A 12,793-nucleotide genomic window follows, 5' to 3' on the forward strand; every position below is an offset into this window, starting at 1 on the left:
TTTGTTGGGCTTAAATCTACTCTATTTAACCATCTGTATATCGAGGCTTTTCCTATTTTATATATCTTGGAAGCCTCAGTTATTTTTCCTCCAGCTTCTATATAAGCTACTACCCTTTGCCTTAAATCTAAACTGTAAGCCATTGTTTAAACCTGTTCATTTTGTACACTCCATAATTTTACATTAAATTCTCTCATCGTTAATTGAAATGACTATACCTCTTAATTTTTACTTTAGAAACTATAGCGAAGATCAAGACGGTTAGAACCAACAGTCACTGAAACCTTCTCGGAATAAGCATTTTGAAATTGAAACTGTCCCAAATAACTCACTTTTTGCTATAGCTCTTAATATTGGGATAATTTTGTTGATGGGTGGTTGAAACTACAATTTTTCCAGTGTGGTCGGTCATAAATTAGTCAGACAATCAAATAATTAAAGCAATTTAGATCAGATTTTTAGCAATAACTGTTGAGCCCATTGCCCGCTAGCTATCCGAGTTGTGATGGTAGATAATTTTGTGGGTAATTTGACTGTGGCTATAGAAGGGTTTGGCTGCGTGTAAAATTTCCGTGACCCAGTTGAGGGTCATGATGGCGTCTAAATAATCTCCCCTACTATTCTTGGCGATGGGATGATCAAGGAAGGCAACTGCCAATTCTTGCATTAACGCCCTAGCAGTGCCGCTCCCATAGGAACTTTCGTCCGATGATTGCTTATGAAAGTCCCAGTCAATAATCCAGGTAAGAATTTTTGCTTTGGCTTGGTTAACCCGATAAGCTTTAATGCGGTGGGTGTATTTGGTGATATCAACATTGCGTTTTTGACGAATATATCGGTCTGCTTTGCGGAGATAACCTTTGCTCGCTTCTTGTAAAATTTCTTGGTCTAACATTTTATTGAATTCCCGCAGGTTATCTAGGGTAATAAGAATAGAACCAACGGAAGTTTGATAGCGTACTTGGAAAGCGGCAATGGTAAATTCATGGCTGGGAGGCAGTCGGTATAATTCCCCTTTTTGATCCAAGGATTTTTTGATCAAACTAACTTTGTCTACAGATGAAGCTTCGGCTTTGGTTTGGCGGTTAAGAATGGTATCTAACCCTTGCTGCACCAAGGACTCAACTTTCATACTACTTAGCTTTGAAAGATCAAAGTTCATTTTAACTAAGCCAACTGGTGAATGGGAGGAAAAAGGTAGTGGAAAAGAGAGAATTTTAGCGTGGTATTTTTCTATCGTAAAAAGATATTAAAGATGCCACCAACTAACCCTTCAAATAAGATTTCTCCATTCCTACTTTAGCAATTGAATTTCTTATTTGGAGCCATTGCCTGGGGAATAAAAAACGAACTAGGGTGGGGGTGGGCAAAGAGCCATTATTCAGTTCAAAAAATTATCCTTACTACCCATTTGACTGGGCACTTGTCAAGAATCGGCCTCTTATGGAGGAGGGCTAGGGAAATTTGACATCACTTTCAAACTTTGTCAACACCCTCTAATTTGGGCGAAACGAACTGTTACTGAAAATTTTCGTTAACCTTGGAATCAGTTCGCCAAGTTTTAGCCATGAAATACGTTGATGAATATCGGGATGCCCAGGCGGTGGCCCATTACCGTCAGGCGATCGCCAGGGAGATAACCAAACCTTGGACGCTGATGGAGATTTGCGGCGGCCAGACCCACAGCATTGTCAAATATGGCTTGGATGCTTTGTTGCCGAAGAATTTGACTCTGATCCATGGTCCCGGCTGTCCTGTGTGCGTCACTCCGATGGAATTAATTGACCAGGCTTTGTGGTTAGCTAAGCAACCGGAGATCATTTTTTGTTCCTTTGGCGATATGTTGCGGGTGCCCGGCAGTGGGGCGGATTTGCTGAGCATTAAAGCCCAGGGCGGCGATGTGCGCATTGTCTATTCTCCTTTGGATTGTTTGGCGATCGCCAGGGAGAATCCTAATCGGGAAGTGGTATTTTTCGGAGTAGGTTTTGAAACTACAGCCCCTGCCACGGCCATGACTCTCCACCAAGCTAGGGCCCAGGGAATTAGCAATTTCAGTTTACTTTGCGCCCATGTATTGGTGCCCCCGGCTATGGAGGCTTTATTAGGCAATCCCAATTCCCTCGTGCAGGGCTTTTTGGCGGCAGGGCATGTCTGTACGGTGACCGGGGAAAGGGCCTATCAACATATCGCTGAAAAATACCAAGTACCCATTGTCATCACTGGCTTTGAACCTGTGGATATTATGCAGGGCATCTTTGCCTGTGTGCGCCAACTGGAGTCGGGACAATTCACCTGCAACAATCAATATCGGCGATCGGTCCAACCCCAGGGCAATGCCCATGCTCAGAAAATTATTGACCAAGTGTTTGAGCCAGTCGATCGCCATTGGCGGGGTTTGGGATTAATTCCGGCCAGCGGTTTGGGTTTAAGGCCAGCATTTGCCCCCTGGGATGCCGCAGTTAAATTCGCCAATTTATTGCAAACCATGGCCCCAACGATGGGAGAAACAGTGTGTATTAGCGGGGAAATTTTACAGGGACAACGGAAGCCCAGCGATTGTCCAGCCTTTGGTACTATCTGCACCCCAGAACAACCCTTGGGGGCTCCCATGGTTTCCTCGGAAGGAGCCTGTGCCGCCTATTACCGTTATCGCCAACAATTACCGGAACCAGTGGGAGCGGCCAGAGTTTAGTTTTGCTGGGATCAGACAATCCCCTCACTGATAGCTTGGTGGAGCATGGCCCGTAACGAAGCCCGCCAATGGGGAGGGGCAGAACCCAAAGTTTCTACTATTTTTTGATGGGATAAAACAGAATAGGCTGGCCGTCGGGCCGGGGTGGGATAGGCAGCTGTGGCAATGGGCACCACCTGACGCACCTTAAGGGGAATACCTAGATTTTCAACTTCCTCAAAAATAGCCACGGCAAAATCGTACCAACTGGCCACCCCACTGTTGCTGTAGTGGTAAATGCCCTGGGCCCGTTGTTCCGTCAAAGCGGCGATCGCCTCGGCCAGATCCTTTGCCCAGGTGGGCCCACCAATTTGATCCGCCACCACCCTGACTTTTTGCCGTTCTTTGCCTAAACGCACCATGGTTTTGACAAAATTGCCCGATCCATGGACTCCATAAACCCAGGCAGTGCGGACAATAAGAAAATTACAACCACTGTCGGCAATGGCTATTTCCCCCTGGAATTTGCTTTGGCCATAAACCCCGAGGGGATTGGTGGCATCCGTTTCTCGGTAGGGAGAACTCTGGCTACCATCAAACACATAGTCAGTGGAAATATGCACCACATAGGCACCGATTTCCTTGGCCACTTTGGCGATCGCCTGGGGAGCAAGGGCGTTAACTGCGTAGGCTAATTCCGGTTCTGTTTCGGCCCTGTCCACAGCAGTATAGGCCGCGGAGTTGACAATAATGTCCGGGGCAAAAGCACGAATTTTCTCCCCTAAGACATCCGGCTGGGCCAAATCAAAGCTAGCCCTAGTTGCTTCTTGCACTGAACCAAAACAGGACAAAGGAATGGCTAATTCTCGTCCCACTTGCCCCGCTGAACCTAATAACAGGATTTTGCTCGCCAACCTAACTAAGCTCCCAGGGAAACTTCTGTGCCAATGGGGCAGGCCACATTAGTGCCCCCCAAACCGCAGTAACCATTGGGGTTTTTCGCCAAATATTGTTGGTGATAGTCTTCAGCGTAATAAAAATCCGGGGCTGGTAAAATTTCCGTGGTAATTTCCCCGTAGCCTGCCTGTTGCAGAGCTTGCTGATAGGCTTGCTTCGATGCCAAAGCGGCCTGTTGTTGGGCTTCGGAATAGGTGTAAATGCCAGAGCGGTATTGGGTACCCACATCATTGCCCTGGCGCATGCCCTGGGTAGGGTTATGGCTTTCCCAAAAGACTTTGAGCAATTGGTCGTAACTCACTTGCTGGGGATCAAAGGCTACTAAAACCACTTCGTTATGGCCAGTCATACCCGTACAAACTTCTTGGTAAGTGGGATTGGGGGTATAACCAGCCGCATAACCAACAGCGGTGCTGTAAACTCCAGGTATTTGCCAAAATTTGCGTTCTGCTCCCCAAAAACAGCCTAAACCAAACAGAGCCGTTTCCATTCCCTGGGGAAAGGGAGCTTTGAGAGGATTGCCGTTGACAAAATGCTTATCTGGCACGGGCATAGTGGCCGATCGCCCGGGTAATGCTTCATTGGGGGCAACCATGGCAGTTTTTTTACCGAATAAATCGAAGAATCCCATAATGCTTAAGTTGTTGTTATTTATCTAAGTGCGGATAATACTGAACGAAGCTTTGACCAACTGCTTTGACTCCGCCTCTGAACTAGTGTAACGAAACTGTTACAAACCCGAGGTGTTAAGCCCGGATGTATTCGTAGGCTTCCACATATTGGAGCCCTGGTTTATTCCAAGAGTAGTCGTAGGCCATGCCCTGCAAGGCCAAGGTTTTAAAAGCCACGGGATCATCCTTATACAAGGCGATCGCCCGACTGAGGGCCGTTTCCAGGGCATACTCATCCGGTTGATAGAAAACAAAACCATTACGTTTCTCCGGGGGATGGTTCTGGTCATAATCCCGGTCGAAAACAGTATTTACCAAACCGCCTACTCCCCGCACCACCGGAACGGCCCCATAACGCAGACCAATCATTTGGGTCAAACCACAGGGTTCGTAGTTACTGGGCACCACAATAATGTCCGCCGCTCCGTAAATTAAGTGGGCCAGCTCCTCGTCAAAGCCCAACTCTAGATGGACATTGGGGTTATCGTTGAGATGTTGTTTTTCATGCCAGAACCATTTGCTCAGATTGGGTTCGGTGGCGGAGCCGAGCAGGACAAATTGCGCTCCCTGGCTGAGGGCGTAGTAGATGGAGTGATGCACCAAGTGCACACCTTTTTGTCCATCCAAGCGGCCAATAAAGCAGAGCATGGGTTTTTTATCATCCGTTTCTAACAGTAATCTTTCCCGTAACGCTTGCTTATTTTTTGCCTTATCGCCAAAGGTTTTGACACTGAAGTTACTCGCCAGTAAAGGATCAATTTCTGGGTTCCACACTTCGTAATCCAAACCGTTCAAAATACCGCCGAATTTTTGCTGATGGATTTCCAGGGTATGGCCCAAGCCACAGGAAATATCGGAAAAACGGGCTTCCCAAGCATGGTGGGGGGAAACGGTGTTGACATAGTTGGAGTAGACAATGCCCCCCTTCATGAAGTTAATCGCATTGGGATTGAAATTATCCTGCAGGCGATCGTAGCTGAAATAATAACTGTCATTATTGAGCCCAGTGGCGTGGAGAATATTGGCTCCAGCAATACCCTGGTGTTTGAAATTGTGGATGGTGTAACAAACCCGTTGATGGTCCATGCCATGGAAACGGTAAATTTCATACAACAACACCGGCACCAGTCCCGTTTGCCAATCGTGGCAGTGGATAATGTCTGGGCGTTTGTTACTGCGTAGCAAAAACTCCATGGCCGCCTTGGAGAAAAAGGCAAAGCGCATATGGTCGTCTAGAGCGCCATAATAATGACCCCGATTGAAAAAGTTATCAGAAGATTTGGGCTGAATGAAGAAGCAGAGCCTACCGTGAACCCAGCCACAAAAAACATCACAGAAGATTGAGCTTCCATACCAGGGCACCTCTAGGTTGCGGTAAGCATCGTGTAAACCCCAGATGTGGTCATAGCGCATGCAATCGTACATGGGTAGGATTAGCTCGACGCAATGGCCCCGCAGTTCCAATTCACGGCTTAGGCCGTAAATAACATCCCCCAATCCCCCAGCCTTAATGACGGGGGCGCATTCTGAGGCAATTTGAACGATGTACATAGAGGCTCCTGATAGCGGTTTTTACTCGACTTCGGCTCGACGGCGATCGAGTTGATTGTATTTTCCTATATTGCCCCTCCCTTGCAAGCACTGGAGGAGAATTCCCCTGGCCAAGGGGCGATCGCCACCGGAAATTAAAAGATTAAGTTAGTCAAGTAAAAGATTTGGTTCACTACCCATTTTGGGTCATGGGCCTGGCTTTTTTTAGCCCAAGAATGAAAAACTAACCGTAGTGATGATGCCGTACCAGTAATGTTTCCACCAAGCATTGGGCAGTTGTAAGCCTTTCTGGATCGTTAGACTGGGCTACCCAGGCGGCCAACTCATTCAAGGAACCATTGACCAAGTGGGCAAAACCCTCAGCATCGACGGCGTCAAGTTCTCCTTCGGAAACGGCGGTCTGAATCGACCCATGGAGCAAACCAAAGCCATATTGATCAATTTCGGTCAGGTCATCCGCTGCCAAAACTGCGGGAGCTTCCACAAATACCAAGCGCCGCAGTTCATCCTGCTGGGCAACTTCCAGAAATGCTCGACAGCCGACGATTAACTGTTGCCAATTATTATCTAGGGGTTGAACTTTCGTTTGGATATAGTCGGTGATTTCTTCGTAGGCCTCGACGATGACAGCTTTAAACAGCCCCCGCTTGTCCCCGAATTGATGATATAAAGCTCCCCTGGTAATGGCTAGCTCACTGATAATTTCTTCGGTGCCAGTGGCGGCGTACCCCTTGGTGGCAAACAGGTGACGGGCCCGGTCAAGGATGGCGCGGCGAGTGCGTCGAGTTTGTTCTGCTTTGGTTAACTTAGCCGGCATGGTGGATGGATTTAACATTCAGACAGTATGTATCTTGACAAGAAAAAAAACTTCCCCTACTTTTGAGATACATACAGATTGTATCTTTTACGCAAAACTTTCCCCAAGGGGTCGTGATGTCAACCACGCTAAATACCCGTCAAGCAACCACTGCTGACATTCCATTTCTGGCTAGGATTGAGTACGAGGCTTCCCTACCACCTTTAAATCACTGCTTTTGGGACGATTTGTTGGATGGTACTGGCACCACCGCATTGCAGTTTATCGAGGCGGAACTAAAGGCTGATGCTTGCAATTGGGGCAATGTGCCGGATTTTCTGATTTTGGAAGCTGGGGGCCAACCAGTTGCGGCCGCCGCCGGATATGTACCAGGGACGGATGATTACTGTCCATTATGCCTATCCCAGCTAGGGGCGATCGCCAAGGAGTTGAACTGGGGAGAAGAAACCCTAGAGGGTTTTCGTGAGCATTATGTGGGGCTTTGGGGAGGGAATTTACGGCCATTGTTTCTCACACCCCAGGCAACCTGGATTATCGAAAATGTGGCCGTATTACCGGAGGCCCGGGGCCAAGGTTTTGGCAAAGCGTTACTAAGGGCTTTATTGGCCAAAGGGCGATCACAGGGCCATGAATTTGCTGGCATTATGGTAATCAATGGCAATGACAGAGCCCGCCATACCTATGAATCTGTGGGGTTTAAACCTTACCAAACCTTTTACAAAGATTATTTCTGGGAACAATTTAAGATTGATTTTCCCGGTGTTACCAAGTTTGGTATGCGTCTCAACTAAAAAAGATAACTACCATGTTTGACAAGGGGTGAAACTGGCTGGCTTTAATCATTGGTAATCGGTGGTTGGACTATGATCAATTCACCCACACTTTTTCACTGTGTCCCCCATGGAATTAACCCCTGAAACCAAGGCCGCTGTGGTTACCCAAGGTTTGACCAAACGTTTCGATCGCCAGGGGGCGGTGACCAATGTGGATTTAAGCATTGCGGAGGGTGCCGTGTACGGTCTGATGGGTCCCAATGGGGCGGGGAAGACTACCCTAATCCGTATGTTGGCCACTGCGGAAGAACCCACCAAGGGGGAAATTTATTTATTTGGCGATCGCCTGGTAGCGGGGGCAGACAATTTACGCATCAAACAATATTTGGGCTATTTGCCGGACGATTATCCCCTCTATGAAGACTTGAACGTTTGGGATTATCTCGATTACTTTGCCCGGTTATATCATTTGAAAAATCCTGGCCGTCGCCACCGCATCCAGGAAGTGTTGGAGCTAGTGCAACTAACCAGTAAGCGCCACAGCCGCATTAACAGTCTTTCCCGGGGGATGAAACAACGGTTAAGTTTGGCCCGCACCATTATCCATGAGCCCATTTTACTCCTGCTGGATGAGCCGGTTTCCGGGCTGGATCCCCTCGCTCGGCAACAATTTCGTGACATTATTCGGGTGTTGCAGGCCGCTGGCATGACCATTCTGATTTCCTCCCATGTGCTCAGTGACCTGGCTGAACTCTGCACGGCGATCGGGGTGATGGAACTAGGTTGTTTGGTGGAAAGTACCACTTTGGCAGATTTATATAACCGGCTGGGGCAGCGCACTATCTCCATCTTCCTATTGGAGGGAGTAGAGCAATTGCAGGATTGCCTGAAGAATCAACCCGGTGTGGAGGATTGGCAGATAAACTATGACCAGGGAGATCAGCCAAATTCCGCCCCAGGTACCCACTGCTCTGTGATTTTTTCTGGTTCCCCGGAAGACAGCGCCAACCTGCTCAGAAATTTGATCTATGCTGGTTGTCGAGTCAGTCAATTCCATTGTCAACAGGAGGATTTAGAAAGTATTTTCCTCAAACTAGGACATCAACAGGTTTCTTGACAGTATCAACGGCTGTTCTGCCCTGGTTAAGACTGATAATTTAACTATTTTCTTCTCAAATTACCGTTAATTTATTCATCACTAAATCTCTCTCTGTCTAGTTGATTTATTTTCCATTTATCTGAGATTTATTTGACAACTGAAAGCTGTTTCCAATCAGAATTATTTGCTTAATTAAGAAGCTGATTGAAATTACTTACCCTCACTGCTATCGGTGCTTTACTGAGCAAATGGGGGATTAATTAGGATTTGACTAACAACTGATTGACTTAATTTTTTGCTTTTTCCTGCCCCACTTCGCCGTCACTGCCATGATTAATTTTTTCTCTACCCATATCGATCGCCTGGGGGATTGGTATCCCCAACTGTACCGGGAACTCAAAAGCCGTTTCACTGCTACTAAGGTCCGTTGGTTGCTGTTGGTTAGCGTAATTTTCCAGGGTGTGATGGTATTTTTTCGCACCGGAGAAATTCCCGTACTGTATCCCCTCAACCCCGCTGGCGAGCAATTTAGTCGCTACTGTCTGGGCACCCCACCGGATTGGGAATATAGCCGAGGCATTTTTGTTTGCACCCAGGATTTATTGGGACAACTACAAATTAATTGGCGGCTTTGGTGGCTGGATGGCTTCGCTTTTTTGAGCTTGGCCGGGCTGGCTTTATTGCTGGTGGCGGGGGTTTATTTGCTGGTGGCCGATTTACAAAAGGAATGTCAACGGGGCACTTTAAATTTTATTCGCCTTAGTCCCCAGGGCGAGGGCAATTTCATCTGGGGCAAAATGCTGGGGGTGCCTAGTTTGCTGTATGGATTTTTGCTCACCCTTTTGCCTCTCCATATAGTCGCCGCTGGGGGGGCGGGCATTTCCTTGCTTCTATTGGCGGGTTACTACGCGGTGGTGCTGGCTGGAGCAACCTTCTTTTTCCACATTGCCCTCTGGATTGGTTTAAGCAGTAATGCAAAAAGTTATTCCCTTTCTAAAAGCGCGGCGATCGCCGGTTTGTGTGGGGTGGGGACGCTGATTGCAACGACCTTAATTATGCAAGACAACGACTGGGAGCCATTTTTCCTGTCTTGGTTGTCTCTGTTTTACCCCGGTAAAGCCCTAATTTATTTAGTCCGCTCCACCTTTTTGCCCATAACCACCGTTGGTTACCTCGGCCCCAATGAACTAGACCAATTGCGCTGGTATGGTTGGGATTTATTTCGGTCGGCTCCCCTGGGTATGGGGTTTATGGTGGCTAATTTCGCCGTGGGGACCTATTGGATTGCCCAAGTATTACGCCGTCGCTTCCGTCGTCCCCTCAGCACTGCCTGGAGCAAAGTTCAAAGCGTGGGGGTAACCCTGTCCCTAGTGGCGATCGCCAATGGCTTTTTACTGCAGAGCTACGTAAAAGGTGATTATCTGGATTCACTGTTGTTGAACCTGGCCAGTTGGCAATTGACCCTTTGTTGCTTCTTTTTGGGTTTGACCCTGGCCCTGTGCCCCCAAATTAACTATTTACGGGATTGGAGTCGCTATCGCCACGAAGCCCCCCGGCAGTACCGCACCTGGAGCTGGCAAAATCTAGTTGCTGACCATAGTCCTCCCCAAGGGGCGATCGCCATTAATCTTTGCTGCACCGCCCTTTTAACCTTGCCCATGGTGTTATTGTTGCCCTGGCTAGCACCAGCACCGGCGGGGTTTCCCATTCCCCTCGGCGGCATAGTGGTGGCCTTGACCATGGGTTTGTTGTGGAATTTTACTTTTGCTACCTTGGTCCAGTGGAGTCTGCTGCGGATGCGTTTTCCCCGTCTCCTGGTATTAATTTTGTCTGTGGTGGTGATGGTGGTTCTTCCCTTGGCGATCGCCATCGGCGCGGGAATTAAGGAAAGCACCGTGATGTGGTTTAGTCCGCTGCCGTCCATTGCCCTGGTGGAAGGAATTAGCTTTCAAACGCCCCTCTTTTTTCTAACGATTCTCACCCAAACAGTGGTAATTGCGGCCAGCACCTGGCAGTTTAATCGCTACGTTCAACGTCTCGGGCGATCGGAAAGCCAGCAATATCTTGCCCCGGTTCAGCCAGAGTGAGAAATGGCAAATTCCCTATCCCCGCATTTTCCGCCATCACCATGACCACACCCCTTGAAAAAAAGTCAACCATTGAAGACATCCGTTCCCGTTTTGATAAAGATGTGGCCCGTTTTTCTTCCCTCGAAACTGGCCAGGCGACAACCATTGATGCTCCCCTAGCGATGTCCCTAATTACCGAGGCGGCTATCTCCTGCACTAAGAATATTCGCCACGTACTAGATATTGGCTGTGGTGCTGGTAACAACACCCTTCGATTGCGTCAATCTGCCAACTATGATTTCAATGTTGACCTACTTGATCTAAGCGCACCCATGCTGATGAAAGCGGCGGAACGGGTCCAGCAATTAAATAGGGGTTTAGTCCGTACCATACAGGGGGATTTTCGCTCAGTAAGCCTGCCAAACTCCACCTACGATGTGCTCATTGCAGCGGCCGTGTTGCACCATTTACGGGATGACGAAGACTGGCGACAAGCTTTTCAGAAAATTTACAATTTACTTGCCCCCGGTGGTAGCGTTTGGATCACCGATTTAGTTTCCCATGAGCAACCCGCCGTCCAAGCAATGATGTGGGACCGGTACGGCGACTATTTGGTCTCCCTTGGTGGTGCGGAATATCGGGACAAGGTGTTCGGCTACATTGACCGTGAAGATTCTCCCCGACCCGTTACTTACCAGCTTGATTTGCTCCGTTCCGTTGGCTTTGATGCGGTTGATCTTCTGCATAAAAACTCTTGCTTTGCTGCATTTGGTGCGGTGAAGCATTGATAAATTTATTTCATCAAAAGAATCAATTAATATGCAAACAAAAAATTATTTCGAGCTAATGGCCCAATACAACCAATGGGTCAATGGGAAAATTTATGGGGTCTGTGCCGAAATTCCCGATGGTATGCGAAAAAAAGATTTAGGTGCTTTTTTTAAATCAATCCATGGAACCTTAAATCATATTTTGTATGGAGACAAAGCATGGCTGGGCAGATTTACAGAACAATCTTTGACATCAAAAAGTATTGGCCAGGAACTTTACCAAGACTTTGAAGCGCTATGGGCCGAGAGAAGGGCAATGGACCAAGAAATTTTACACTGGTCCCAGAACTTATCATCCCCATGGTTAGAAGCTCCTTTTGAATACACCAGCAACATAGACAACAAAACTCGCATCATGCCCACCTGGGTGCTGGTCACCCATATGTTTAATCATCAAACCCACCACCGTGGCCAAGTAACAACCCTGATCAAGCAACTTGGCTATGAACCTGGCATAGTGGACTTACCTTGGTTACCTGACCTTGAGCTAAACACTGGTAATGGGCTCTAATCGATAGCGACAAGTACTAGGCTGAAAGGTACTTTTTCTGGCATTAAATTAATTGGGGGCACAGCTCACGAAATGAATCAGGAAAAATTATTGGCCCTGATGATGGATTTGCACCAGGATGGAGCACGCCAAGGGCCAGGAAGCGAAACCGAAACTCTACGAGCCCTCGAACTAACTCGAATTGATCCGTTGGCAAAACTTCAGGTCGCTGACATCGGTTGTGGTACTGGAGCATCGACTTTGGTTTTAGCAAGTAAACTGCAAAATGCACAAATTACTGCCATTGATATTTTTCCAGAATTTCTTGATGTTTTGTCCACAAGAGCAAAGGTAATGGGTTACTCCGAAAAAATCGAGACACTTACAGAATCAATGGACAAACTTTCGTTTGCAGATGAATCGTTGGACCTCATCTGGTCTGAGGGAGCGATCTATAATTTAGGCTTTGCTCAGGGGATTGAGTGCTGGAAGCCCATGCTAAAAACGGGTGGTGTGCTTGCGGTTTCAGAAATCACCTGGCTGAATCCCCTTCCCCCGGAGGAAATTAGACAACACTGGAACACGGAATACCCCGAAATCGCCACTGCTTCTGAGAAAATTGCAATTCTTGAGCACGGAGGCTACGACCTAATTGGATATTTCATTCTTCCATCAACAAACTGGCTAGACAGTTACTATACGCCAGTTGAAGAGCGAATACATGACTTCCTTAAGCGCCATAGGGGAGACCTAGAAGCAGAGGAACTAATAAAAATGGAACGCCGAGAAATGGATCTATACAGCCGATTTAAAAATTGGTTCAGTTATGGGTTTTATGTGGCCCGCAAACGATGAGTTATGGCGA

13 protein-coding genes are annotated in these 12,793 nt (G+C 47.6%); 7 read left to right on the forward strand and 6 right to left on the reverse strand.

The features are described 5' to 3' along the window. Together H6G46_RS01595 and H6G46_RS01600 are read right to left on the reverse strand one after the other, a co-directional pair. Positions 1 to 143: IS630 transposase-related protein (locus H6G46_RS01595; protein ID WP_190759821.1), on the reverse strand; the 143-nt coding region annotated here is incomplete at its 3' end. A gap of 344 nt (positions 144 to 487) precedes the next feature. Continuing rightward, positions 488 to 1,132 (reverse strand): hypothetical protein, encoded by a 645-nt coding sequence (locus H6G46_RS01600; protein WP_223211318.1) that lies wholly within the window; start codon positions 1,130 to 1,132, stop codon positions 488 to 490. A 435-nt stretch (positions 1,133 to 1,567) separates the two neighbouring features. Between H6G46_RS01600 and hypD the strand changes: the two genes are divergently transcribed. Continuing rightward, on the forward strand, positions 1,568 to 2,692 hold the full coding sequence (hypD, locus tag H6G46_RS01605; protein WP_010871250.1) for a hydrogenase formation protein HypD: 1,125 nt from the start codon (positions 1,568 to 1,570) through the stop codon (positions 2,690 to 2,692). Positions 2,693 to 2,703: 11 nt separating this feature from the next. Here the strand turns inward: hypD and rfbD are convergent, their stop codons facing one another. The 4 genes from rfbD to H6G46_RS01625 all read right to left on the reverse strand — a co-directional run bounded on the left by rfbD (position 2,704) and on the right by H6G46_RS01625 (position 6,685). Further along, positions 2,704 to 3,585: a dTDP-4-dehydrorhamnose reductase gene (rfbD, locus tag H6G46_RS01610; RefSeq protein ID WP_014407064.1), complete on the reverse strand. Its 882-nt coding sequence runs from the start codon at positions 3,583 to 3,585 to the stop codon at positions 2,704 to 2,706. 5 nt (positions 3,586 to 3,590) lie between these two features. Then, on the reverse strand, positions 3,591 to 4,259 hold the full coding sequence (gene msrA, locus H6G46_RS01615; protein ID WP_010871252.1) for a peptide-methionine (S)-S-oxide reductase MsrA: 669 nt from the start codon (positions 4,257 to 4,259) through the stop codon (positions 3,591 to 3,593). A gap of 115 nt (positions 4,260 to 4,374) precedes the next feature. After that, positions 4,375 to 5,850 (reverse strand): glycogen synthase GlgA, encoded by a 1,476-nt coding sequence (glgA, locus tag H6G46_RS01620; RefSeq protein WP_010871253.1) that lies wholly within the window; start codon positions 5,848 to 5,850, stop codon positions 4,375 to 4,377. Between the two features lie 223 nt (positions 5,851 to 6,073). After that, complete coding sequence (locus tag H6G46_RS01625) at positions 6,074 to 6,685, reverse strand: TetR/AcrR family transcriptional regulator (RefSeq protein ID WP_010871254.1); 612 nt, start codon at positions 6,683 to 6,685, stop codon at positions 6,074 to 6,076. A gap of 98 nt (positions 6,686 to 6,783) precedes the next feature. Here H6G46_RS01625 and H6G46_RS01630 point away from each other — a divergent pair, with 98 nt between their 5' ends. The 6 genes from H6G46_RS01630 (at position 6,784) to H6G46_RS01655 (ending at position 12,783) form a co-directional block, all read left to right on the forward strand. Beyond that, positions 6,784 to 7,458 (forward strand): GNAT family N-acetyltransferase, encoded by a 675-nt coding sequence (locus tag H6G46_RS01630; protein WP_020861345.1) that lies wholly within the window; start codon positions 6,784 to 6,786, stop codon positions 7,456 to 7,458. Positions 7,459 to 7,567: 109 nt separating this feature from the next. After that, positions 7,568 to 8,557, forward strand: a complete 990-nt coding sequence (locus H6G46_RS01635) for an ABC transporter ATP-binding protein (protein WP_020861346.1) — start codon at positions 7,568 to 7,570, stop codon at positions 8,555 to 8,557. A 311-nt stretch (positions 8,558 to 8,868) separates the two neighbouring features. Then, positions 8,869 to 10,626 carry a hypothetical protein gene (locus tag H6G46_RS01640; protein ID WP_010871257.1) on the forward strand — a complete coding sequence of 586 codons (1,758 nt, stop codon included), beginning with the start codon at positions 8,869 to 8,871 and terminating at the stop codon, positions 10,624 to 10,626. A gap of 41 nt (positions 10,627 to 10,667) precedes the next feature. Next, the gene (locus H6G46_RS01645) at positions 10,668 to 11,396 is read left to right on the forward strand and encodes a class I SAM-dependent methyltransferase (RefSeq protein WP_020861347.1); all 729 of its coding nucleotides are present in this window, start codon (positions 10,668 to 10,670) and stop codon (positions 11,394 to 11,396) included. Between the two features lie 31 nt (positions 11,397 to 11,427). After that, complete coding sequence (locus tag H6G46_RS01650) at positions 11,428 to 11,949, forward strand: DinB family protein (RefSeq protein ID WP_010871259.1); 522 nt, start codon at positions 11,428 to 11,430, stop codon at positions 11,947 to 11,949. 72 nt (positions 11,950 to 12,021) lie between these two features. Continuing rightward, positions 12,022 to 12,783: a class I SAM-dependent methyltransferase gene (locus tag H6G46_RS01655; protein ID WP_010871260.1), complete on the forward strand. Its 762-nt coding sequence runs from the start codon at positions 12,022 to 12,024 to the stop codon at positions 12,781 to 12,783. Positions 12,784 to 12,793: the final 10 nt, after the last annotated feature.

Origin of the sequence: Synechocystis sp. FACHB-908, from assembly GCF_014698595.1 — a bacterium.
Lineage (GTDB): Bacteria > Cyanobacteriota > Cyanobacteriia > Cyanobacteriales > Microcystaceae > Synechocystis.